Origin of the sequence: Stenotrophomonas sp. SMYL86, assembly GCF_036320025.1 — a bacterium.
Classification (GTDB): Bacteria; Pseudomonadota; Gammaproteobacteria; order Xanthomonadales; family Xanthomonadaceae; genus Stenotrophomonas; species Stenotrophomonas maltophilia_A.
This window is the reverse complement of sequence record NZ_JAWIRU010000002.1, coordinates 12,022-34,201: the sequence shown is the minus strand read 5'-3', so window position 1 is coordinate 34,201 and position 22,180 is coordinate 12,022. Positions and strand designations below refer to the sequence as shown.

The following is a 22,180-nucleotide window of genomic DNA, read 5'->3' as shown; positions in this document are numbered from 1 at the left end:
TCAGCCACAGCCCCATGACCCTGCGCCTGCACAACAACCTGACTCGCCAGCTCGAACCGTTCACCCCGCTCGACCCGGCCTGTCCGACCCTGTATGTGTGCGGCCCGACGGTCTACAACTACGTGCACATCGGCAACGCCCGTGGCCCGGTAGTGTTCGGGGTGCTGGCCGATCTGCTGCGACGCCGTTTCGGTGGCCTGCGCTACGCGCGCAACATCACCGACGTGGACGACAAGATCAACAACGCCGCGCGTGAGCAGGGCGTGCCGATCAGCACCATCACCGACAGGTTCGCCGCCGCCTACCGTGAAGACATGGCCGCGCTGGGCGTGGTGCCGCCGGACATCGAGCCGGAAGTGACCGCGCACATCCCGCAGATCATCACCATGATCGAGCAGCTGATCGCCAATGGTCATGCCTACGCCGCCGAAGGCCACGTGCTGTTCGCGGTGGCCAGCTTCGAAGGCTACGGCAAGCTCTCGCGCCGCGACCCGGAAGAGATGCTGGCCGGCGCCCGCGTCGACGTGGCCCCGTACAAGCGCGACCCAGGCGATTTCGTGCTGTGGAAGCCGTCCAGCGATGACCTCCCTGGCTGGGAGTCTCCCTGGGGCCGTGGCCGCCCGGGCTGGCATATCGAATGCTCGGCGATGGCCGCCGCCCACCTGGGCGAGACCATCGATATCCATGCCGGCGGCGTCGACCTGCAGTTCCCACACCACGAGAACGAGCTTGCGCAGAGCGAATGCGCCCACGGCGGCAAGATCTTCGCCCGCTTCTGGCTGCACAACGGCATGCTCAACTTCGGCGGCGCCAAGATGAGCAAGTCGCTGGGCAACATCGAACGCGTGCACGATCTGGTCCGCCAGCACCCGCCGGAAGCGCTGCGCCTGGCCCTGCTGTCGGCCCACTACCGGCAGCCGCTGGACTGGTCCGATGGCCTCATCGAGCAGTCGGTGCGCACCCTGGACCGCCTGTACGGCACGCTGCGCGAGCTGGCGTCGGTCGAGGCGGTCGTGGCGATCCCGGCCACGGTCGAGGCGACTCTTGATGACGACCTGAACACCCCGCAGGCACTGGCCGAAGTGGCCCGCATCGCCGCAGACGCACGCCGGGCCACCGACCCTGCCGAACAGGTGCGCCTGAAGGGCGAACTGCTCGGTGCCGGCCTGGCCCTGGGCCTGCTGCAGGCCGATCCAGCGCAGTGGTTCGGCACCGCGGCCAGCGATGATGGCGAAGATGCCCGCATCCAGGGCCTGATCGACGAGCGTGCCGCCGCCAAGCAGGCACGCGACTTCGCCCGTTCCGACACCATCCGCGACCAGCTGGCCGCCGAAGGCATCGTGCTGGAAGACACCCCGCAGGGCGTGCGCTGGTCGCGCAAGCGCGGCTGACCCACCCTGCCCCGTGGCCGGTCCGCCGGCCACGCTCCACTGTAGAGACTGTTGTGACCGACTCCCCGTTCCCGCTTGAACCCACCGCCGCCGAGGCCCAGACCGCCATCGCCGAGGAATTCGGCTTCTTCGGCGACTGGTCCGAGCGCTACCAGTATCTGATCGACCTCGGCCGTAAGCTGCCCGCCTTCCCGGACGAATGGAAGACCGAAGAGCACCGCCTGCTCGGCTGCCAGTCGATGGTCTGGATCGTGCCGGAAGGCAATGCGCAGTCGCTGCGCTTCCACGCCATCAGTGATTCGGCCATCGTTTCCGGCCTGATCTTCCTGGCCCTGCGCGTGTACTCCGGGCGCTCGGCGCAGGAGATCCTGGCCACCGAACCGAGCTACATCCAGGACATCGGCCTGGCCCGCCACCTCTCGCCCACCCGCAGCAACGGCGTGGCGGCGATGCTGGCCTTCATCCGCGAGACCGCGCAGGCCCAGCTGCAGCGCGACCCGTCGTGAGCGAACCCGCCACGGCCGAAGACACCGCGCTGGGGCTGCTGTCCCGGCCCGGTTTCGCCAAGCTGCTGGCCTACCGCATCTTCGCGATGCTGTCCTACCAGGTGGTCGCGGTCACCGTCGGCTGGCACATCTACGAAGTCACCCGCAATCCGTTCTCGCTGGGCCTGGTTGGCCTGGCCGAGGTGCTGCCGTTCTTCTGCGTCGCGCCATTCGCTGGTTATCTGGTCGACCACCTGCCGCGCCGCCGGCTCGGCATGGTCGCCTGCTCCGGGTTGATCGCCACCGCGCTGGTGTTGACCGGCGTGGCCAAGGGCTGGCTGCCGTTCGAAGGCGTGTGGCCGATCTACGCGGCCATTGCGCTGACCGGCATGGTCCGCGCCTTCCTGTCGCCGATCTACAACGCCCTGTTCGCCCGCGTGCTGGCCCGTGACCAGTTCGCACGTGGCGCTGGCCTCGGCGCCGTGGTGTTCCAGGCCGGCATGGTGGCCGGTCCGGCATTGGGCGGCGTGCTGGTCGGCTTCGGCGGCAAGGGCCTGTCCTACGCGGTGGCCACGGGCTTCGCGCTGGTGGCGATGGCCTGCCTGGCCACGCTGAAGGTGGAAGAACCGGTGCATACCGGTCCGGCCGCCCCGATTTTCAAGAGCATCGCTGAAGGCGCGCGCTTCGTGGTCGGCAACCGGATCATGGTCGGGGCGATGGCCCTGGACATGTTCTCGGTGCTGCTGGGCGGCGTGGTGGCGATGCTGCCGGCGTTCCTGCACGAGATCCTGCACCACGGTCCGGAAGGCCTGGGCATCCTGCGCGCAATGCCGGCGCTGGGCTCGGTCTGCGTTGGCCTGTGGCTGGCGCGCCACCCGCTGCACCGCAATGCCGGCCGCGTGCTGCTGTTCGCGGTGGCCGGCTTCGGCCTGTGCGTAATCAGCTTCGGGCTGTCGCAGCACTTCTGGCTGTCCGCGCTGATCCTGCTGTTCTATGGGGCCTTCGATGGCGTGTCGGTGGTGATCCGCTCGACCATCCTGCAGCTGGCCACACCGGAAGAAATGCGCGGCCGGGTGTCGTCGATCAACGGCATCTTCATCAGTTCGTCCAACGAACTGGGCGCGTTCTATGCCGGCACGATGGCAAAGCTGCTCGGCCTGGTGCCGGCAGTGGTGCTGGGTGGGTTCGCGGTGCTGAGCGTGGCCGGGATCACCGCGTGGAAGAACCCGACGTTGCGGAAGCTGAATCTTCGCGACCTGCAGTGATGCTGCGAACAGCGGATTCGGCGGCGCCGGGCGTTTGGCTGGGTCCGTTGCTCTCCCTCGATGATTGGGCTTGTCACTTTCTTTTCGCGAAAAGAAAGTAACCAAAGAAACGCGCCGCCATCCGCGAGCCGGCGCTACGCGCCGGTGCCCTGTGCTCCTCGGTGAATCAGGGGGCGGCGCCGAACTCGCTGCGCTCAAACAGCGGCGCCTCTTCGCCCCTGATTCCCCTGCGGTGCTCGGCTCGCTACAAGGCGGACCCAACAGCCGCGAGCGCACGCATGACCGCCCTTGGTAGAGCCAAGCCATGCTTGGCTGCTTTTGCTTTTGCTCTTCCTTGCCCTCCGGCTTCGGCCTGAGCCGAGCATGGGCTCGGCTTTACAGCAACCGCGCACGCAGGAAACCGTCGAGAGCCTGCGGGTGGGTCCGATACCCGGAAGGCGCCGTTCTACCCAGCCAACCACCTCCCAACAAAAAACCCGGCCGAGGCCGGGTTTTTCGCATGACCATACAACGATCAGGAATCAGTCGCCCTGCTGCTTCTGCAGGTGCTCCCAACGCTCCTGGGCGTCGATGGTGCGTTCCGCGGTAAGGCGCGCTTCCAGGCGCTCCAGGCCGATTTCTTCGCCGGTGTCGACGCAGTAACCATAGTCGCCCGCTTCCAGGCGCTTCAGGGTGCTGTCGATCTTGCCGATCAGCTTGCGGTAGCGGTCACGGGTACGCAGTTCCAGCGAGTTCTCGGTCTCGCGGGTCGCGCGCTCGGCTTCGTCGCCGATGTCACGCACTTCCTCGCGCAGGTTCTCGATGGTCTGCTTGGACTCTTCCACCAGGTCCGCGCGCCAGTTCTGCAGGCGCTGACGGAAATACTCCTGCTGCAGCGGGCTCATGTATTCCTCTTCCGAGGACGGCTTGTAGCCAGCCGGCAGGATCGGGCGGCCGGTGGCCTCGTCGGTCTTGTACTCGACCACCTTGTACTTGCTGCGCGGGGCCGGTGCCGCCGAGCGGGCGGCGACGGCCACGGCAACCTTGCCGACAGGGCGCGACACGGTCTTCGGGGCGGAATCGGATTTCACGGCGGTTTTGGCAGGCGATTTCGAAACGGGCACGGGATTCTTGGATTGCGGGGCCTTCGAAGCAGCAGGAGCGGCGGCCGGGGCCGGCTTGGGGGCCGGTTGGGCTGCTGCCACTGCCACGGTCTTGGCCGGGACAGGCTTGGCCGGAGCCGGCTTGGGGGCAGGCTTCGGTGCGGACTTCACTACGGGGGCCGGGGTCGGCTTTGCGGCCGGCGCGGCAACATTCTTGGTGACTTTCTTTACAGCGGCAGGCGTGGCCACCGGTTTAGCCGCAGCAACCTTCTTCGCTGCAGGTCTGGCGACCGGCTTGGCCGCAGCCTTCTTCACCACCGCCTTCGGCGCCGGCTTGGCTGCTGCCTTCTTCGCCACCGGCTTGGCGGCGGCCTTCTTCACCGGCGCGGCCTTGCTGGCGGCTTTCTTCACCACCGGCGCCTTCTTGCTGGCAGCGGCAGGCTTGGCCTTGGCGGGCGCAGCAGCCTTCTTCGCCACCGGCTTGGTTGCCTTGACCGACGTTTTCTTTGCGGTGGCCTTCCTGGCCGCCGGTTGCGAGGACGCTGCCTTGGTCGCCGGCTTGCTGGCCGGTTTCCTGGCAACGGGCTTTGCCGCCAACTTCTTCACAACAGGCTTGGCGGTTTTCTTGGCGGCCGTTGCGGCCTTCTTTGCAGTTTTTTTAGCAGCCACGAAACGCTCTTCCTTGGATTCCCCGGGGCCCGGGAAAGCGGGCCTTTATAGCCTACCCGACCCGCAGCAGCAACCTCGACCCCCTGCTCCATTCAGTCCTGGAGTCAAGGCGCCCTTGGAGGCAGTCCGACGAACACGGACCGCCTTGCGCGGTACGGAACCTGGCCAGCACCCGAAGGTACTGGTACCGGTCGCAGGCCATCGGCGACATGCGACCAACGGCCCATCCTGCACAAATGCGGCCTTCATGCCAACTGGCATAAGATGACTGGGTGATCTCGCGCCTGCTCATTGCCCTGCTGCGCTTCTACAAGCGCTTCATCAGCCCCCTGCTGGGGCCACGCTGCCGTTTCGTGCCGAGCTGTTCTGAATACGCGATGGACGCCATCTCGCGGCACGGCCCGCTGCGCGGAAGCTGGCTGGCTGCGCGCCGGCTGGGCCGCTGCCACCCGTTCCATCCCGGCGGCTTCGACCCCGTGCCCGAGTCCCCCAACGCCCCCTCTTGCCGTTGCACAGGAAAACACTGACATGTCCTCCACCCTCATCACCAACGCCCGCATGGTCAATGAAGGCCGCACCTTCGACGGCGACCTGCGCATCGAGAACGGCCGCATCGCGCAGATCGGCAACGGGTTGGCGCCGCGCGACGGCGAGCAGGTGGTGGACGCAGCCGGACGCTGGTTGCTTCCGGGCATGATCGACGACCAGGTGCACTTCCGCGAACCGGGCCTGACCCACAAGGGCGACATCGCCAGCGAATCGGCGGCTGCGGTGGCCGGTGGCCTGACCAGCTTCATGGACATGCCCAACACCAATCCGCCGACACTGGATTCGACCATCCTGGAAGCCAAGTACGAACTGGCGCGCGGCCGCGCCTGGGCCAACTACGGCTTCTACCACGGCGCCAGCAATGACAACCTGGACGCCATCCGTGCCCTGGACCCGAAGAAGGCCCCGGGCGTGAAGGTGTTCATGGGTGCTTCGACCGGCAACATGCTGGTCGACAACCCGGAAACGCTGGACGCGATCTTCCGCGAATGCCCGACCCCGATCATCACGCACTGCGAAGACACGCCGATGATCGATGCCAACCTGAAGGCCTTCCAGGAGAAGTACGGCGATGCGCTGACCCCGGACATGCACCCGGACATCCGCTCGCGCGAGGCCTGCATCAAGTCGACCCGCCTGGCCATGTCGCTGGCGCGCAAGCACGGCACCCGCCTGCATGTGCTGCATATCTCCACCGCCGACGAGTTGGCGCTGTTCGAGAAGGGCCCGCTGATCCGCGCCGACGGCAGCCGCAAGCAGATCACCGCCGAAACCTGCGTGCACTTCCTGCACTTCGCGCGCCCGGACTATGCGACCAAGGGCAACCTGATCAAGTGCAACCCGGCGATCAAGGAAGTGTCCGACCGCGAGGCGATCACCGCCGCGCTGGCCGACGACGTGCTGGACGTGCTGGCCACCGACCACGCGCCGCACACCTGGGAAGAGAAGCAGAAGCCCTACGCACAGGCGCCGTCGGGCCTGCCGCTGGTGCAGTACGCGCTGGTGGCCGCGCTGGAACGGGTGCACGAAGGCAAGCTGACCCGCGAGCAGGTGGTGCAGAAGTTCGCGCATGCCCCGGCGCAGCTGTTCGACGTCGAGGAGCGCGGCTTCCTGCGCGAGGGCTACTTCGCCGATCTTGTGCTGGTCGAAGACGTGCCGTTCACGGTCAAGCGCGAGGACGTGCTGTCCAAGTGCGGTTGGTCGCCGTTTGAAGGCACCACCTTCCGTTCGCGCGTGGCCTCCACCTGGGTGAACGGCCAGCTGGTGTGGGACGGCAGCAAACTGGTCGGCGAACCGGCCGGTCAGCGCATGACCTACGACCGCTGATGCGTTCGGCACTGATGATCGGGGCGCTGCTGCTGGCCGCGCCCCTGCTCACCGCACCGGCAGCCCAGGCGCAGGATGGCATCGGCAGCCTGATCGACAGCCGCGTAGTGTTCCCGGCCAGCGCGTCGCAGGGCGCGCTGGTGATCGGCAAGGTTCCCGCCGGCAGCCGCGTGCAGTACGCCGGCCGCCAGCTGCGGGTGAGCGGCTATGGCAGCGTGGTGTTCGGCATTGGCCGCGACGAGAAGGGCCCGCTGCGCGTGCAGGTGCAGCGCCCTGATGGTGGCAGCGAGACCGCGACCATTGCGGTGACCCCGCGCGACTGGCCCACCGAGCGGGTCAACGGCGTGCCGCCGAAGACGGTCAACCCGCCGCCGGCGATTGCCGAGCGGATCAAGCGCGAACAAGCACAGGTGACCGCCGCGCGTGCCCGTGATGACGACCGTACCGACTTCACCCAGACCTTCATCTGGCCGGTGCAGGGCCGCATCAGCGGCCGCTTCGGCAACGCACGCGTGTACAACGGACAGCCCGGTGCCGGTCATTCCGGCATGGACATCGCGGTACCGACCGGCACGCCGGTGAAGGCGCCGGCCGCCGGCATCGTCACCTTCGCCGGCCCCGACCTCTACCTGACCGGCGGCACGCTGCTGCTCGACCACGGTTTCGGTGTCAGCTCCAACTTCCTGCACCTGTCGCGCATCGACGTAAAAGTTGGCGACCGTGTGGAACAGGGCCAGGTGATCGCTGCGGTCGGCGCCACCGGTCGTGCCACCGGCCCGCACCTGCACTGGGGCATGAACTGGTTCGATACCCGTATCGATCCGCTGCTGGTGCTGGAGCGCAAGTAACGGTCGTGCCGGGCGCTGGCCGGCAACCCCATGATCTTCGCGGCGAATCTGGATGCCGGCCGGCGGCCGGCGCTACCGTGATGTTTCGACGCATGGAAACAAGGAACGTTGCATGCCCGCTACGGGTGATATCCACGTCGTCCACAACGCACGCCTGGGCGCCTACGTGGCCTACCAGCTCACCCACCAGAATACGGAGGACGGCAGCTTCGCCGTCCTTGCACTGGACTGGGTGGGCAGTGCCCTGCCGGATGCCGCCGCCGTTGCAGCCATGCAACCTGCCCGCTTCAGCCCGTTCCGTGCGGCGCCCGCGATCCTGCACCGCTGGGTAGGCAAACGCGTCCCGCGCGATTTCCGGCAGGCAGGCTGGCGCGAGCCGCTGATCGCCGATCATCCGAGGGCTTACGGCAGCTGGCCGGATGGCGCCGAATGGGTCGGGCAACGCAAGTGGGATGCGCTGGATACCGATGCCGTGCGCGCCTTCCACGCCGCGATGTCCGCGCCGCAAGACCAGAGCGTGGTACTGGGAAGCGATGCCTTTCCGGTGCGTCGCTGTACCCGCCAACTGGACAGCGCGACCCTGAACCGTGCGCCGTCACTGGCTGTATTCGATGCCCTGCCGCTGCTCACGCAGCTGGAGATCAGCACACCGGTGCCGGGCCTGCTGCCGTGGCTGCGTACACGGCCGTTGATCCATACCTTGCAGATCAGTGGCCTGCAGCAGACCGACGTCGATGTGCGAGGAACCCGGCTCCTGCAGATGACGATCGATGTCACCGGCCTGCGCTCGCTCCACCTCAACCCGCAGCTGGATCGCCTGACGCTGATCGGCAGCATCGATCCCGCGCTGATCATCCACGCCGAGGACGAGGGCCGCTGGCTGACCCTCATCAGCACCGATCCGCTGCTGCCAGGCCTGGGCCTGGCGCAGCTCGGTGAGCTGCAGCTGCGGGAGGTACGCGAACTCGACGCCGCACGCATCGCCCAGCAGTTCCCGCAACTGCAATCACTCGCGATCAACGGCGCCCCCTGCCTGCTGCATCAGCTGCAGTGCCTCGGCGATCTGCAGCAGCTGCACACCCTCAGCGGCAGCGATCTCTTTCCGCCTGCTGGTTCGGTGTTTCCGGCACCGGAATGCTGGCTGCGCTTGTGCCGGCTGTGGCTGCGCAGCTTACCGGCCGATCTTGGCACCGCCATCAGGAAGGCCTACAAGGGCGAGGTGGCAAAAGGCCTGGATCTGGATGTGGGCCAGCTGCGCAAGCCCGAATGGCTGGCCGCAAATCTCGACAACCCCTTCCGCGACTGGGAGGGAAGCACGCACATCAGCACTGCGCAGGCGAAGAAGGCAACCACGCTGTATCGCAAAGCCTGTACGGATGCATTGAAGCTGGACACCGATGACCGCGATGCCGCAGAACTGACCGCAGCGCTTGCGCAGATCGGCCGCAACTACACCGAAGGCTTCAACGCACTGGACCGCCGCAGCGGCTTCATCGAAACCGAAGAGCGCGAGCAGATCTACATGGCGTGGATGGGCATCGTCGATGCCGTGGAAGCGGCGCGCGCACCGGGCACTACGCCGCTGCAGCGCGACGTACTGCGCGAAGCAATGAACGAGGTCAGGACGTTCTGAGGCGCCCTGGAAGGGTAGCGCCGGCCGCTGGCCGGCAACCCCATGAATCCTGCATCGCCCTGGCTGTCGGCCAGCGGCCGGCACTACCACGGCAATCGATCAGCCGCGCGCAGCCCACCACACACGCAGCAGGGTGCGTACCGGCGTGGCTTCGATCGGCTTGCCTGCCGCCTGCGCGGCAAGGCGTGCACGCGCCAGGCTGGACCACACGCGGCGTGGGCGCGGGCCGGGCACGCGGCTGCCCCAGCCCTTCAACAGATGCTGCGCCCAGCGCTGTGCGGCCGTGCTGGCATCACCGTCCAGCAGGCTGCGCGGCACACCGGCTACGCCGGCATCCTGCAGGCGCTGGGCCAGGGTCTGCAGCTGCACCGCACGACCGGCGCCAGTTCGCGGCTTGTCCGCGAACAGGGCTGCCTCCACTGCGGCCACGGCCTCTGCGTAGTTCGCCAGCGCGCGCTCGGCGCCGGCCGCATCCAGCGCGACCGTGCGCGCTTCAACCAGATCCGGAAGTGCTTCGGCCAGCTGCGCCCACGGCGCACGCACCGGCTCCAGCAGGCGGCCCAGCGGATGGCGCGAACGATGCGCGGCCCAGCTGCGCAGCTCCTCGCCCCACCACGCCAGCTTGGCGTCGGCCGGCAACGGGTCGCCGCTGGTGTTGAGCATGTCGTCGAATTCCTGCAGCAGCGCGAACCACGCCACCGCAAGCTCGCGTTGCGATTCGGCCACGAACGGGGCGGCCACCGACCATTCCGGCCAACGGCTGCGCCACTTGTCGAGGAAACTGTCCAGCGCGGTACTGCTCACTACGTGATTCCTTACGGCTGGGCCGGGGCTGCCGGCCGGGTCGGCCAGAGGCTGGCCAGTTGCAGAAGTTCGGCGTTCTCGACCAGCACGTCGGCCTGCCAGGCCAGCGGATCGTCGCTGTGCAGGCGATAGCCCCACAACGCCGCCACCGACGGCATGGCCGCGGCACGCGCGGCGATGATGTCGCGCTCGTCGTCGCCCACGTACACGCAGTCTTCGGCGGCGATGCCGATGGCCTGCGCGGCGTGCAGCAACGGCAGCGGGTGCGGCTTGCGCTCGGCCAGGCTGTCACCACCCACCAGTACCGCACAGCGCTGCTGCCAGCCGTGCTGCGGCAGGATCAAGCGCGCCAGGTATTCAGGCTTGTTGGTGACAATGCCCCACACCGTACCGGCATCGTCCAACGCGGCGAGCATGCCGGCCACGCCATCGAACAGCACTGCGTGCTGGCCGATCAATGCTTCGTAGCGCTGCAGGAATTCCGGGATCAGCGCGTCACGTGCGGCAACGTCCAGTTCCGGGAACGCAGCCGAGACCATCGCCCGCGAGCCCTTCGACACCACCGGGCGCAGCGCGGCCGGATCGATGGGTGCGCGTCCACGCTCGGCCAGCATCGCGTCGCAGGTGGCGACGAAGTCCGGCGCGCTGTCCAGCAGGGTGCCGTCCAGATCGAACAGCACCGCGCGCGGGAAGCGGGCCGCGGTCATGCCGGCTTGACCGCGTAGGCCAGGTAGTTGATGTCGGTACGGCTGCTCAGGCGGGCCTGGTTGCGCCACGGCTCGTAGGCCATGCCGCTGACATCCACCAGCTGCATGTCGGCCTCGCGCAGCCAGCGCGCCAGCTCGGCCGGCTTGATGAATTCCTGGTAATGGTGCGTGCCCTTGGGCAGCAGCCGCGCCACGTACTCGGCGCCGACGATCGCCACCGCGAAGGCGGCGGCGGTGCGGTTGATGGTCGACAGGAACAGGTGGCCGCCCGGCTTCAGCAGGCGCTTGCAGGCCTCGATGATCGCGCCCGGGTCGGGCACGTGCTCGAGCATTTCCATGCAGGTGACCACATCGAAGCTGCCCGGCTGCTCGGCGGCCAGATCTTCGGCAGCCTGCACCCGGTAATCGACCTTGGCGCCGCTTTCCAGCGCATGCAGGCGCGCGACCTTGACCAGTTCCGGGGCCAGGTCGATGGCGGTGACGTCAGCACCGGCCTGGGCCAGCGCTTCACTCAACAGGCCGCCACCACAACCGATGTCGAGCACGCGCGCACCGCGCAGCGGCACGCGATCGGCCACGTACTGCAGGCGCACCGGGTTCAGCGCATGCAGCGGCTTCTGCGGGCCGTCAGCGTCCCACCAGCGGTTGGCCAGCGCGGCGAACTTGTCCAGCTCGGCCTGATCGAAATTGGAGGAAGCGTGGGGGGCAGTCATGAGGGGTCCTTGCGGCGCCGGGGTTCAGGCGCGGATATGACGGATGCGCTCGCGCCACTGGCGCGCGTTGGCGATGATGCCCGGCAGGTCCATGCCGACCAGCTCGCGCTGCACCAGCTTCGGCTTGCCGGCAATCCAGACGTCGCTGACCTGCTGGCGGCCGGTGGCGTACACCAGCTGCGACAGGACGTTGTGCAGCGGCTGGGTTTCCAGCGCGGACAGGTCGACGCAGACCAGATCGGCCTGCTTGCCGACTTCGATGGAACCGATGCGGTCGCCGAAGCCCAGTGCGCGGGCGCCACCCAGGGTGGAGGCGCGCAGCGTGGTCGCCGCATCGAGCGCGGTCGCATCGTCGGCCACGGCCTTGGCCAGGATCGCCGCGGTGCGGTTCTCGCTGAACATGTCCAGGTCGTTGTTGCTGGCGCAGCCATCGGTGCCGATCGCCAGGTTCACGCCGGCGCGCTGCAGGGCGCAGGCCGGGCAGAAACCGGAGGCCAGCTTCAGGTTCGATTCCGGGCAGTGCACCACGCTGACGCCACGTTCGGCGCACAGGTGGATTTCCGCATCGGTCAGCTGAGTCATGTGCACCGCGATCAGGCGGTCGTTGACCAGGCCGAGCCGATCCAGCCGCGCCAGCGGGCGCTGGCCGTGCAGCTTGATCGAATCGTTGATCTCCTGCGCGGTCTCGTGGGTGTGCAGGTGCACCTGCATGTCGAGCTGGTCGGACAGCATCCGCACCCGCTCGAAGTTGGCATCGTTGACCGTGTAGGGCGCATGCGGCGCGAACGCGGTGCCGATCAGCGGATCGGTGCGCCACTGGTCGTGCAGTTCACCGGCCTTGGCGAAGTATTCGTCATCGGTCTTGGCCCAGGCGGTGGGGAAATCGATGATGACCGCGCCCACCAGCGCGCGGAAACCGTGCTTCTTGTAGACCGCGGCCTGCACGTCGCCGAAGAAGTAGTTCTCGTTGGCACAGGTGGTACCGCCGCGCAGCATCTCGGCGATGGCCAGAGTGGTGCCGTCGGCAACGAATTCGGGGCCGATCACCGCCGCTTCCACCGGCCAGATGTGCTGCTGCAGCCAGGTCATCAGCGGCAGGTCGTCGGCGACGCCGCGCAGCAGCGTCATCGGGTTGTGCGTGTGCGCATTGACCAGGCCCGGCATCAGGGCAGCCTCGGGGCGGCTCACCACCTGGGTGGCGCGGAACCGCGCGCGCGCCTCGGCACGCGGCAGGATGGCCACGATTTCACTGCCACGCACGGCAACGGCATGGTCTTCCAGCACCACCGCGTGCGGCTCGATCGGAACGACGTAACCGGCTTCGATGAGCAGGTCGCAGGCTTCGGGGAGGTGCGGGCTATCGCTCATGCGGGCTCACTGGCTGTGGGGCGAGATACTTCTGGGGGACACGCCCCTGAGTCAGGGGCTGCCGCGAAGCGGCGGGGTCTGGAGACTCGTGAAGCGGGGCCCATGATCTGCCGAAGCAGATCATGGGAGCGCCAGCGCGAATGCGATGGCGCGTACCCGGCCAGCGGCCGGCACTACCATGATCCGGCTGCGCCGGATTACTTGACGCGTGCGGAGTATTCGCCCGAACGGGTGTCGACGCGGATCACTTCTTCCTGGTTCACGAACAGCGGCACGCGGACCACGGCGCCGGTTTCCAGGGTGGCCGGCTTGCCGCCGCCGCCCGAGGTGTCGCCACGGACGCCCGGATCGGTTTCGGTGATCTTCAGTTCAACGAAGTTCGGCGGCTGCACGAAGATCGGCTCACCGTTCCACAGGGTGACCACGCAGGACTCTTCGCCCTTCAGCCACTTCTCGGCGCCGCCCATGCCGGCCTTGGTGGCCTGGACCTGCTCGAAGGATTCCGGGTCCATGAAGTGCCAGTACTCGCCGTCGCTGTACATGAAGTTCATGTCGGTATCGACGACGTCGGCTGCATCCAGCGAGTCGGTCGACTTCATGGTGACTTCCTGGGTACGGCCGTCCTTGATCAGGCGGTACTTCACGCGGGTGAAGGCCTGGCCCTTGCCCGGCTTGACGTATTCGGTGTCGATGATGACGGCCGGTTGGTTGTTGACCAGGATCTTCATCCCGTTCTTGACGTCGTTCATGCCGTAGCTGGCCATGCGTAAACTCCTGAGTGGCAAAAACGCCGCGGGTGCGGCGAGCCGTTAGAATGGAAAGCCCACCGGATGCCGGTGGGCGACTGTTTTTCTGCCCCCATGATAACCGCAGGCCCCCTCTCCATGCAGCTTTCCGCCTTCCCACGGCCCCAGTCGCCAGGTGCGCCCGCGCGCTGGCAGCAGCTCTGGCGCCAGGCGCTGCGCGACCCGCACGCCCTGCTGGCCCGGCTGCAGCTGGACCCGGCCGCGCTGGGTGTCTCGGAGGCGGCCATGGCCCAGTTCGCGCTGCGCGTGCCGGAGGGCTTCGTGGCCCGCATGCGCCCCGGCGATGCGGCCGACCCGCTGCTGCGCCAGGTGCTGCCGATCGACGAGGAAATGCACCCGGCGCCCGGGTTCAGCTTCGATGCGGTGGGCGATGGCGCCGCCAAGAAGGCCACCGGCGTCATCCAGAAGTACCGTGGCCGCGCCCTGCTGGTCGCCACCGGCAGCTGCGCGATCAACTGCCGCTACTGCTTCCGCCGCCACTTCGACTATGGCGCGGAGAACGCCGCCAAGGGCGGCTGGCAGGAGGCCGTAGCCGCCATCGCGGCCGATCCGGACATCGACGAGGTGATCCTGTCCGGCGGTGACCCGCTGTCGCTGGCCACGCACAAGCTGGTGGAACTGACCGACGCCCTGCGCCAGATACCGCACATCCGCCGCCTGCGCATCCATACTCGGCTGCCGATCGTGCTGCCGGAGCGCGTGGACGATGAACTGGTCTCCTGGCTGGGCAGCCTGCCCTGGCCGCTGGCGATCGTGGTCCACGCCAATCACGCCAATGAATTCGACGCCAGCGTGGACGCAGCGATGGCCCGCCTGCGCGGTACCGGCGCCCAGCTGCTGAACCAGGCGGTGTTGCTGCGCGGGGTCAACGACAGCGTGCAGGCCCTGCAGGACCTGAGCGAGCGCAGCTTTGCTGCTGGCGTGCTGCCCTATTACCTGCACCAGCTGGACCGGGTCGAGGGCGTGGCCCACTTCGAAGTGGACGACACCCAGGCCAAGGCGCTGATTGCCGGCCTGACCGCACGCCTGTCCGGCTACCTGATCCCCAAGCTGGTGCGCGAACTGCCCGGCGACCCAAGCAAGCGCCCGCTGTAACAAAAAAGGGGACGGAGGGAATTAAGTCGCTTATGCATTTGCGACTTAATTCCCTCCGTCCCCTTTTTGGGGGTCAGACGCCCGATTCGATCATCCGCACCACTTCGGTGGCGGTCACCGGGTGGCTCAGCCAGTAGCCCTGGCCAAGGTCGCAGCCGCGCTGCGCCAGCAGCTCGAACTGTGCCTGCTGCTCGATGCCCTCGGCCACCACGGTGATGCCCAGCGCGTGGGCCATGGCGATGATCGCCGTGGTCAGCGCAAGGTCGTCAGGATCGCGCTGCATGTCGGCAACGAAGCTCTTGTCGATCTTCACGCCGTCCACGGGCACCTGGCGCAGATGACTGAGCCCGGAGAAGCCCGTACCGAAATCGTCCAGCCACACCTTCACGCCGGTGCGGTGCAGCTTGTCCAGCAGCTGCGCGGCAACCATCTCGTCGCCGATCACGGCGGTTTCGGTCAGCTCCAGGTGCAGGCGCGACGCCGGCAGCCCGGACTCATGCAGGCACTGCGCGACCAGTGCCGGCAGTTCGCCGCCACGCAGCTGCCGCGGTGACACGTTGACCGACACGAACAGATCATCGCCCGCTGCCCCGCGCGGCCACTGCGAGGCCTCCATGCAGGCCGCACGCAGCACCTTCGGGCCGATGATCTCGATCAGGCCACTCTGCTCGGCCACCTCGATGAACACCGAGGGCGGGATCGTGCCCAGTGTCGGATGCTGCCAGCGCAGCAGTACTTCAACGCCGACCATGCGGCGGTCGCGCATGCGGAAGATCGGCTGGTAGGCCAGGCGCAGCTCACCGCGCTCCCAGGCGCCGCGCAGCTCCTGTTCCATATGCACGCGACGCTCGACCGCATGGTCCATCGCCCGGCTGTAGTAGCGATAGCAGTTCTTGCCGGCCATCTTCGCCTGGTACATGGCGATGTCGCCGTTCTTCAGCAGCGTGGTCGCATCGGCAGCATCGTCGGGGAACAGGGTCACGCCGATCGAGGTACCCAGGAACAGTTCCCTGCCCTGCACCACCAGCGGCTTGCCCAGCTCGCGCACCAGCACTTCGGCCAGCAACCGCGCGTTGGCGGCCACATCACCATCGCCGACCAGGATCACGAACTCGTCGCCGCCGAAGCGGGCCAGCAGGGCTTCATCGCCCCCGGCCTCGGTGACCGCGCGGCCGATACGCTGGGCGAACTGCAGCAATGCCTCATCGCCGGCCTCGTGGCCAAGGGTGTCATTGACCCGCTTGAAATCGTCGATATCGGCGAACAGAAGGCCCAGCCGGTGATTGGCGGCACGGGCCGCCATCAACCGATGATCAAGCGCCTCGCGGAATGCCAGCCGGTTGGTCAGCCCGGTCAGCGCGTCGGTATAGGCCATGCGCCGCACTTCGCGGTCATGGCGTGCGATCGCATCGCGCATCCGGGCGAAACCGCGGACCAGTTCGCCGACCTCGTCGTCGCGGGTGTTCTCGGCCAAGGGTGTCTGGTAGTCACCGGCCTCGATGCGGCGGGCGGCGACGGCAAGATCACGGATCGGCGCGACCAGGGTGCGCTGCACGTACAGGATCACCACCACGCCGATCACCACCAGCAGGCCCAGCATCAGCAGCAGCCAGCCCAGGTGACGGCTGCCGACCTGCTGCAGGCGCTCGCCCAGGGTGGCGTTGGCCGCCTGCTCGCGCTGCTGCACCTCATCCAGCGCCATGCCGACCCGGACGCCGCCAATGCGCTGGTTGCCGATCATGATCGGCATGGTGTTGTCGAGCACCTTCGGTGACTCCTGCACGACCAGCATCTGCGCGGCCGCGGCCTTGGGTGCCAGTGGATCGGCCATCGGCTGACCGAATCCAGACACCTCGACCGAGCCATCGTGTACCAGCCGGCCGCGTTCATCGAACACCAGTACATAGCGCACCACGGGCTGGCGCGCGGTACTGCGCACCAGTACGCCCACCTGGTCCAGGTCACGGTAGTACAACGGGTTGGCCAGCGCGTCGGACAGCTCACGCGCCATCGCCTCGCCGCGGCTGCGCACGCTGCGGTCGAACAATTCATGGATGACGCCGCCGCTGAGGTTGCGCACCTCGCCCTGCATCGCGGCCTGCCGCCCCAACAACACCGCAAGGATCGCGATCACCACGACCATCGCCCCGCCCATCGCGAGCAGGAACCGGGCCTGCATCCCCGAGCCAAGCCACTTCATTCCACTTCCATCCGCACGCGCGTCAATCCTTGTTTCAATTCATCCAACCGCTGCTGCGCATGCGCATCGACGCGGTGGAACCCGGAAGTGCCAAAAAACCGATGCAGCGCCCCCTGTGCCTGCGGGTCGCTGGCTGCCTGCAGCAGTACTTCCTGCAGGCGATCGCGCACGCGTGGATCAAGGTCGGCGCGGACCATCTCCACCGCACGCGGGTAGGGCTCGGTGCGCAGCAGCTCGCGGAAGTCGCGCCGGAACGCTGCCGGCATCCGCCGCTCGTCGTTCCAGTCCACGCTGCTCACCGCCCCCACGTCAACCACCCCCTTGTGCACGAACGTCGCGATGTTCAGCTCGCTGCGTGCAAACACGTAACCCACACTGTCCCGGCCCGGCATGTCCCATGCACCGGCCAGGATCTGGGGCGACAGGCCCTCCTGCAGCAACGTCATCACCGGCACCAGATAGGCACTGGTGGACGCCGTGTTCTGCAGGGCCAGGCGATGGCCCCGCAGATCCTGCACGCGCTGGATCGGGCTGTCGCGGCGCACGAAGAACACCGTCTGGTAATCACGCACGCCGTTGCGCTCGGTCAGCAGCAGTGGACGGGCGCCACTGCGCTGGCCCAGCGCCACTGCCGTACCGGAGGTTTCCGTGACCCAGTCGACCCTGCCCCGCCGCAGATAGCTGGCCATCTGCTGCGGGTCGCGTGCCATCAGGATCCTCCCCTCCTTGATGCCAACGTCGTGCATGCGCGCCACCACGTAGTCCAGCAATGGTTGCAGCTGCTCGTAATGGGCCTTGGGATCATCGCTGATCCGGCCCAGCACCAGCACCGGGTCCGGTGCTGCACGCACCGTCCCGGCCAGCAGGACCATGGCCAGGCTCAGCAGTCCCCCCTGCATTGCCTTTCGCAGACCCGACACAGGCTTCATCCCCCCTGGGTATCCGGACAGACTACCCGAAAAAATGAGAACGTCGTCAGCTGTCCTTGCCGCCTGCCTGGGCCAGTCGCGCCATGCGCTGGGTGTCGGCGAGGATGCCGCGCAGCAGGCGCACTTCCTGCTCGCTCGGCTCACTGCGCAGGAACAGGCGGCGCAGCTTGCGCATCGCCGATTCCGGGGCGCGGCCCTTGTGGAAATCGATCTCGTCCAGCGTGTCGCCAAGCTGGGCGAAGAAGCTCTCCATCTGCTCGTGGCTGGCCGCCTGTTCGCGGAAGCCGGGCTCGGCATCGGTGGCCGGCTGCGCGCCCAGCAGCTGCATGCGCGTTTCATAGGCCAGCACCTGCACGGCGGCAGCCAGGTTGAGCGAGCTGAACTCCGGGTCGGACGGGATGTGCACCGCTGCATGGCAGAGCTGCAGTTCCTCGTTGGTCAGGCCGGTGCGCTCACGGCCGAACACCAGCGCAACCTCGGCGCCTTCACCGGCTTTGGCCACCGCGCGGGCAGCGGCGTCGGCGGGCAGGTACTCCTCCAGCTGGACGCGGCGGGCACGTGCAGTGCAGCCCAGCACCAGGCGGCAATCGGCCACCGCCTCGGCCAGGGTGGCCACCACCGGGGCATCCCCCAGCACGTCTTCGGCACCGGCCGAGCGGCGGAAGGCCTCCTCGTCCAGTGGCTTTTCGGGGGCAACCAGCACCAGGCGGGCCAGGCCCATGGTCTTCAGGGCGCGGGCGGCGGCGCCCATGTTGCCGGGGTGCTGGGTACCGACCAGGACGAATCGGAGGCGGGTGGCGGCAGGAAACTGGGACATGAACAGGGAAAAGGTCGAGCTGGACGATGACCAATGGTAAACTGTGCGGCCGGCCACTGCGCCGGACCCGCTCTTTTCCCCCGCCAGTCCATCTCTTCTGCCTTTCCGGGAGCCCACGCCATGCAGAAACCCGCCGTAACCGTCATGGTCAAGGCCGCCCGCCTCGCCGGCAACGTCCTGTTGCGCAACATCAACAAGCTCGAGGCACTGAACGTGGTGCAGAAGGGCCGGATGGACTACGCCAGCGAAGTGGATGCGGACGCGGAAAAGGTCATCGTCAAGGAACTCAAGCGCGCCTACCCCGAATACGGTGTATTCGGCGAAGAAGGCGGCGTGCAGGGCGAGCGTCGCCACATGTGGGTCATCGACCCGCTGGACGGCACCAGCAACTACCTGCGCGGCGTGCCGCACTACTGCGTGTCGATCGCCCTGGTCGAGAACGGCGAGCCGACCGATGCGGTCATCTTCGACCCGCTGCGCAATGAACTGTTCACCGCCAGCCGTGGCGCCGGCGCCGTGCTGAACGACCGCCGCATCCGCGTGGCCGAACGCAAGGATCTGGAAGGCACCATGATCCACACCGGCTTCGCGCCGCGTGAGCGCAACCGCGCCAGCGCCCAGCTGAAGGCGGTCGACGCCCTGCTGGTGCACGGCGAAGACATCCGCCGCACCGGCTCGGCTGCACTGGACCTGGCCTACGTGGCCTGCGGCCGCGCCGACGCCTACTTCGAAGCCGGCGTGAAGGCATGGGACATCGCTGCCGGCCTGCTGCTGGTCCGCGAGGCCGGTGGCAAGGTCTGCGACTTCAAGGGCGCGACCCTGGGCCGCATGGACAACCGCGGTCCGGAGACCCACCAGATTGTGGCCGGCAACCTGAAGGTGGCCGAGTCGCTGCAGAAGGTACTGGTCAACACCGGTTACGCCGCCGAGTTCGACGCGAAGTTCTGAGGTTCCGCGTAACGCGGTTCATGGAGACGGCACCTGCGAGGGTGCCGTTTTCGTATCCGCGGTGATCGTGCTTGTCACTTTCTTTGCTCGTGCAAAGAAAGTAACCAAAGAAACACGCCGCCAGGGCGCGAGCCGTCGCTACGCGCCGGTACCCTGCGCTTCTCGGTGAATCAGGGGACGGCGCCGAACTCGCTGCGCTCAGACACCGGCGCCTCTTCGCCCCTGATTCCCCTGCGATGCTCGGCTCGCTCAAAGCGGACCCAAGGTCAAATGCCACAGCTGCACCCAGTAGATCCACGCCATGCGTGGATGCTGTTGCCCTTGATCTTGATTTTCCAGTCCGCCTTCAAGCGAGCCGAGCACCGCAGGTCCGGCGAGGGCGAAGAGATGCGGGTGTCTGAGCGCAGCGAGTTCCCGCACCGTCCCTCGACGGACCGAGGAGCGCAGGGTACCGATGCGCAGCATCGGCTCGCGCCCCGGCGGCGTGTTTCTTTGGTTACTTTCTTTGCACGAGCAAAGAAAGTGACACCTCCCCGCAGTCGCGGAAACGACTCTCGCCAGGTCGTACCCGGCGCCACCGATGCACCGGCGCGCAAACAAAAACGCCCGGCGCGAGGCCAGGCGTTCCTGCGCTACCGTGGAAGTACGGAGGCTTACGCCACCGTCGACGCCCGCAGCGCGGCGATGCGCTCTTCCAGCGGCGGGTGGCTCATGAACAGCTTCTTCGCCGTCGAACCGGCAATACCGAACGCCGCGATCTGGGTCGGCAGCGTGCTCTGGCCGTGGTTGAGCTGCAGGCGCTCCAGCGCGGCGATCATTTTCTGGCGGCCGGCCAACGAGGCACCGCCGGCGTCGGCGCGGAACTCGCGGTGGCGCGAGAACCACATCGAGATCATCGTCGCGAACAGGCCGAACACCATCTCCAGCACGAACACGATGATGTAGTAGGCGAAGCCACGACCACCACCTTCGCGGTTGCCCGACAGTGCGCTGTCGATGATGCCGCCGACCACGCGGGCCAGCACGATCACGAAGGTGTTCAGCACACCCTGCAGCAGGGCCATGGTGATCATGTCACCGTTGGCGACGTGGGCGATCTCGTGGCCCAGCACCGCTTCGGCTTCGTCTTCGCTCATGTTATGCAGCAGGCCGGTGGACACCGCCACCAGCGCGTTGTTGCGGTTGGCACCGGTGGCGAAGGCATTGATCTCCGGACCTTCGTACACGGCCACTTCCGGCATGCCGATGCCGGCCGCCTTGGCCTGACGCTCGACGGTGGCCAGCAGCCAGCGCTCGGTCTGGTTGCGCGGCTCGGTGATCACCACCGCGCCGGTGGAGCGCTTGGCCATCCACTTGGACAGCAGCAGCGAGATGAAGGAGCCACCGAAACCGAAGATGCCGGCCATGATCAGCAGGCCGCTCATCTTGCTGGGGTCGGTTCCCAACAGCGACATCACGATGCTGGCCAGGATCAGCACGGCAAAGTTCGTGGCCAGGAAGAGGGCAATACGGGTGAACATGGGAAATTCCGGCTCGGAAGGGGTCGATATCGATCAATTTGCGGTGCGGTCAGCTTGAATTCAAGCGCCAACCTGACCGACGATTCAGCCAGCATGACCTCCCCCATTCCCTGCGGCCGCTTCGCCCCTTCGCCGACCGGCCTGCTCCACCCCGGATCCCTGCTCGCCGCCTTCGGCAGCTGGCTGCTCGCCCGCCATCACGGCGGCCTGTGGCGGCTGCGCGTCGAAGACGTCGACCCGCCGCGCACCGTGCCCGGTGCAGCGGAATCACAGCTGCAGGTGCTGGCCGCGTTCGGCCTGGCCCACGATGGCCCGGTGCTCTGGCAGAGCACGCGCGGCGAGGCCTACCAGGCCGCGCTGGATGTACTGCTCGCCAGCGACCAGGCCTTTGTCTGCCACTGCAGCCGCAGCGAGCTGGCTGCCAGCGGCGGCATCCATCACCGCTGCGTAGCGCGGCAACCACGACCGGACCCCGCCGTCCGTTTCCGCGTGCCACCGCGCAGCATCGTGCATTTCGACGATGGCCTGCGCGGCCCGCAGCAGCAGGACGTGCAGGCCGAGGTCGGCGACTTCGTGCTGCGCCGCGCCGATGGCTGCTGGGCCTACCAGTTGGCGGTGGTGGTCGATGACGCCGCGCAGGGCGTGACCGAAGTGGTGCGCGGTGCCGACCTGCTCGACTCCACCGCGCGGCAGATCCTGCTGCAGCAGGCGCTGGGTCTGGCGGTGCCACGCTACTGGCACCTGCCGCTGCTGCTGGATACGCCGGGCCACAAGCTGTCCAAGTCACTGGCGGCGCTGCCGGTGGACAGCGAACGCCCGATGCCGGTGCTGCGCCAGCTCTGGCAGCTGCTCGGCCAAGCCCCTGAGGCGCTGGACCACGCGCAGGAGCTGGACGCGCTGCTCGCCGCCGCGCAACGGGCCTTCGACCCGGCGCGGTTGCCGCGTAGCGACATCCTGTTGCCGGCCGGCGCACTTTCCGCGCCGATGTTGCAGAATCACCCTTCCCCCACCTGATACCCGGACAG

General features: G+C 67.5%; 20 protein-coding genes. 10 read left to right on the top strand and 10 right to left on the bottom strand.

Going from position 1 to position 22,180, the window contains the following annotated elements:
* Positions 1-14 precede the first annotated feature (14 nt).
* From cysS to V3B64_RS02735, 3 genes are read left to right on the top strand one after another with little or no spacing between them, the layout of a single operon-like run.
* Positions 15-1,391: a cysteine--tRNA ligase gene (gene cysS / locus V3B64_RS02745; protein ID WP_329913575.1), complete on the top strand. Its 1,377-nt coding sequence runs from the start codon at positions 15-17 to the stop codon at positions 1,389-1,391.
* Positions 1,392-1,444: 53 nt separating this feature from the next.
* Positions 1,445-1,897, top strand: a complete 453-nt coding sequence (locus V3B64_RS02740) for a SufE family protein (RefSeq protein WP_049423936.1) — start codon at positions 1,445-1,447, stop codon at positions 1,895-1,897.
* Positions 1,894-3,141, top strand: coding sequence for an MFS transporter (locus V3B64_RS02735; RefSeq protein ID WP_032129395.1), 1,248 nt, complete (start codon positions 1,894-1,896; stop codon positions 3,139-3,141). Before V3B64_RS02740 ends, V3B64_RS02735 begins: the two co-directional genes overlap by 4 nt.
* Positions 3,142-3,662: 521 nt before the next feature.
* On the opposite strand, the gene dksA is transcribed toward V3B64_RS02735, so the two are convergent.
* Positions 3,663-4,892: an RNA polymerase-binding protein DksA gene (gene dksA, locus V3B64_RS02730; protein ID WP_329913574.1), complete on the bottom strand. Its 1,230-nt coding sequence runs from the start codon at positions 4,890-4,892 to the stop codon at positions 3,663-3,665.
* Between the two features lie 272 nt (positions 4,893-5,164).
* On the opposite strand from dksA, the gene yidD reads away from it, so the two are divergent.
* The 4 genes from yidD (at position 5,165) to V3B64_RS02710 (ending at position 9,248) form a co-directional block, all read left to right on the top strand.
* The gene (gene yidD, locus V3B64_RS02725; RefSeq protein WP_014037867.1) at positions 5,165-5,419 is read left to right on the top strand and encodes a membrane protein insertion efficiency factor YidD; all 255 of its coding nucleotides are present in this window, start codon (positions 5,165-5,167) and stop codon (positions 5,417-5,419) included.
* Position 5,420: 1 nt separating this feature from the next.
* A complete protein-coding gene (locus tag V3B64_RS02720; protein ID WP_010486624.1) occupies positions 5,421-6,767 on the top strand; it encodes a dihydroorotase in 1,347 nt (448 codons plus the stop codon).
* A complete protein-coding gene (locus V3B64_RS02715) occupies positions 6,767-7,615 on the top strand; it encodes a M23 family metallopeptidase (RefSeq protein ID WP_049444813.1) in 849 nt (282 codons plus the stop codon). Before V3B64_RS02720 ends, V3B64_RS02715 begins: the two co-directional genes overlap by 1 nt.
* Before the next feature lie 112 nt (positions 7,616-7,727).
* Positions 7,728-9,248 (top strand): hypothetical protein, encoded by a 1,521-nt coding sequence (locus tag V3B64_RS02710; RefSeq protein ID WP_329913573.1) that lies wholly within the window; start codon positions 7,728-7,730, stop codon positions 9,246-9,248.
* A 99-nt stretch (positions 9,249-9,347) separates the two neighbouring features.
* Here the strand turns inward: V3B64_RS02710 and V3B64_RS02705 are convergent, their stop codons facing one another.
* From V3B64_RS02705 to efp, 5 genes are all read right to left on the bottom strand, one after another.
* A complete protein-coding gene (locus V3B64_RS02705) occupies positions 9,348-10,052 on the bottom strand; it encodes a squalene/phytoene synthase family protein (RefSeq protein WP_049401251.1) in 705 nt (234 codons plus the stop codon).
* Positions 10,053-10,063: 11 nt separating this feature from the next.
* Entirely contained in the window at positions 10,064-10,759 is a 696-nt protein-coding gene (locus V3B64_RS02700) for a phosphoglycolate phosphatase (protein ID WP_110712927.1), read from the bottom strand.
* A complete protein-coding gene (ubiG, locus tag V3B64_RS02695) occupies positions 10,756-11,472 on the bottom strand; it encodes a bifunctional 2-polyprenyl-6-hydroxyphenol methylase/3-demethylubiquinol 3-O-methyltransferase UbiG (protein ID WP_049401248.1) in 717 nt (238 codons plus the stop codon). The genes V3B64_RS02700 and ubiG overlap by 4 nt, the downstream gene beginning before the upstream one ends.
* A 24-nt stretch (positions 11,473-11,496) precedes the next feature.
* Positions 11,497-12,840, bottom strand: coding sequence for a TRZ/ATZ family hydrolase (locus V3B64_RS02690; protein WP_014037873.1), 1,344 nt, complete (start codon positions 12,838-12,840; stop codon positions 11,497-11,499).
* Positions 12,841-13,037: 197 nt separating this feature from the next.
* Positions 13,038-13,604, bottom strand: coding sequence for an elongation factor P (gene efp / locus V3B64_RS02685; protein ID WP_014037874.1), 567 nt, complete (start codon positions 13,602-13,604; stop codon positions 13,038-13,040).
* Positions 13,605-13,724: 120 nt separating this feature from the next.
* Here efp and epmB point away from each other — a divergent pair, with 120 nt between their 5' ends.
* Complete coding sequence (gene epmB / locus V3B64_RS02680) at positions 13,725-14,741, top strand: EF-P beta-lysylation protein EpmB (RefSeq protein WP_049401246.1); 1,017 nt, start codon at positions 13,725-13,727, stop codon at positions 14,739-14,741.
* A 73-nt stretch (positions 14,742-14,814) separates the two neighbouring features.
* Here the strand turns inward: epmB and V3B64_RS02675 are convergent, their stop codons facing one another.
* The 3 genes from V3B64_RS02675 to V3B64_RS02665 form a co-directional block, all read right to left on the bottom strand.
* Positions 14,815-16,941, bottom strand: a complete 2,127-nt coding sequence (locus tag V3B64_RS02675) for an EAL domain-containing protein (RefSeq protein WP_032130248.1) — start codon at positions 16,939-16,941, stop codon at positions 14,815-14,817.
* Positions 16,938-17,813: a phosphate/phosphite/phosphonate ABC transporter substrate-binding protein gene (locus tag V3B64_RS02670; protein WP_227200124.1), complete on the bottom strand. Its 876-nt coding sequence runs from the start codon at positions 17,811-17,813 to the stop codon at positions 16,938-16,940. Before V3B64_RS02670 ends, V3B64_RS02675 begins: the two co-directional genes overlap by 4 nt.
* A 103-nt stretch (positions 17,814-17,916) precedes the next feature.
* On the bottom strand, positions 17,917-18,687 hold the full coding sequence (locus V3B64_RS02665) for an RNA methyltransferase (RefSeq protein WP_049423915.1): 771 nt from the start codon (positions 18,685-18,687) through the stop codon (positions 17,917-17,919).
* Positions 18,688-18,807: 120 nt separating this feature from the next.
* Here V3B64_RS02665 and V3B64_RS02660 point away from each other — a divergent pair, with 120 nt between their 5' ends.
* A complete protein-coding gene (locus V3B64_RS02660; protein ID WP_049401244.1) occupies positions 18,808-19,635 on the top strand; it encodes an inositol monophosphatase family protein in 828 nt (275 codons plus the stop codon).
* A 653-nt stretch (positions 19,636-20,288) separates the two neighbouring features.
* Here V3B64_RS02660 and htpX read toward each other — a convergent pair.
* Positions 20,289-21,155 (bottom strand): protease HtpX, encoded by an 867-nt coding sequence (gene htpX / locus V3B64_RS02655; protein WP_049457138.1) that lies wholly within the window; start codon positions 21,153-21,155, stop codon positions 20,289-20,291.
* A 93-nt stretch (positions 21,156-21,248) separates the two neighbouring features.
* On the opposite strand from htpX, the gene gluQRS reads away from it, so the two are divergent.
* The gene (gene gluQRS, locus V3B64_RS02650) at positions 21,249-22,169 is read left to right on the top strand and encodes a tRNA glutamyl-Q(34) synthetase GluQRS (protein WP_329913572.1); all 921 of its coding nucleotides are present in this window, start codon (positions 21,249-21,251) and stop codon (positions 22,167-22,169) included.
* Positions 22,170-22,180 lie beyond the last annotated feature (11 nt).

Coding starts and splice junctions, on each gene's coding strand:
- cysS (WP_329913575.1), top strand. CDS start 15: ATGACCCTGCGCCTGCACAACAACCTGACTCGCCAGCTCGAACCGTTC.
- V3B64_RS02720 (WP_010486624.1), top strand. CDS start 5,421: ATGTCCTCCACCCTCATCACCAACGCCCGCATGGTCAATGAAGGCCGC.
- V3B64_RS02715 (WP_049444813.1), top strand. CDS start 6,767: ATGCGTTCGGCACTGATGATCGGGGCGCTGCTGCTGGCCGCGCCCCTG.
- V3B64_RS02710 (WP_329913573.1), top strand. CDS start 7,728: ATGCCCGCTACGGGTGATATCCACGTCGTCCACAACGCACGCCTGGGC.
- V3B64_RS02700 (WP_110712927.1), bottom strand. CDS start 10,759: ATGACCGCGGCCCGCTTCCCGCGCGCGGTGCTGTTCGATCTGGACGGC.
- ubiG (WP_049401248.1), bottom strand. CDS start 11,472: ATGACTGCCCCCCACGCTTCCTCCAATTTCGATCAGGCCGAGCTGGAC.
- V3B64_RS02690 (WP_014037873.1), bottom strand. CDS start 12,840: ATGAGCGATAGCCCGCACCTCCCCGAAGCCTGCGACCTGCTCATCGAA.
- efp (WP_014037874.1), bottom strand. CDS start 13,604: ATGGCCAGCTACGGCATGAACGACGTCAAGAACGGGATGAAGATCCTG.
- epmB (WP_049401246.1), top strand. CDS start 13,725: ATGCAGCTTTCCGCCTTCCCACGGCCCCAGTCGCCAGGTGCGCCCGCG.
- V3B64_RS02675 (WP_032130248.1), bottom strand. CDS start 16,941: ATGAAGTGGCTTGGCTCGGGGATGCAGGCCCGGTTCCTGCTCGCGATG.
- V3B64_RS02670 (WP_227200124.1), bottom strand. CDS start 17,813: ATGGTCCTGCTGGCCGGGACGGTGCGTGCAGCACCGGACCCGGTGCTG.
- V3B64_RS02665 (WP_049423915.1), bottom strand. CDS start 18,687: ATGTCCCAGTTTCCTGCCGCCACCCGCCTCCGATTCGTCCTGGTCGGT.
- V3B64_RS02660 (WP_049401244.1), top strand. CDS start 18,808: ATGCAGAAACCCGCCGTAACCGTCATGGTCAAGGCCGCCCGCCTCGCC.
- htpX (WP_049457138.1), bottom strand. CDS start 21,155: ATGTTCACCCGTATTGCCCTCTTCCTGGCCACGAACTTTGCCGTGCTG.
- gluQRS (WP_329913572.1), top strand. CDS start 21,249: ATGACCTCCCCCATTCCCTGCGGCCGCTTCGCCCCTTCGCCGACCGGC.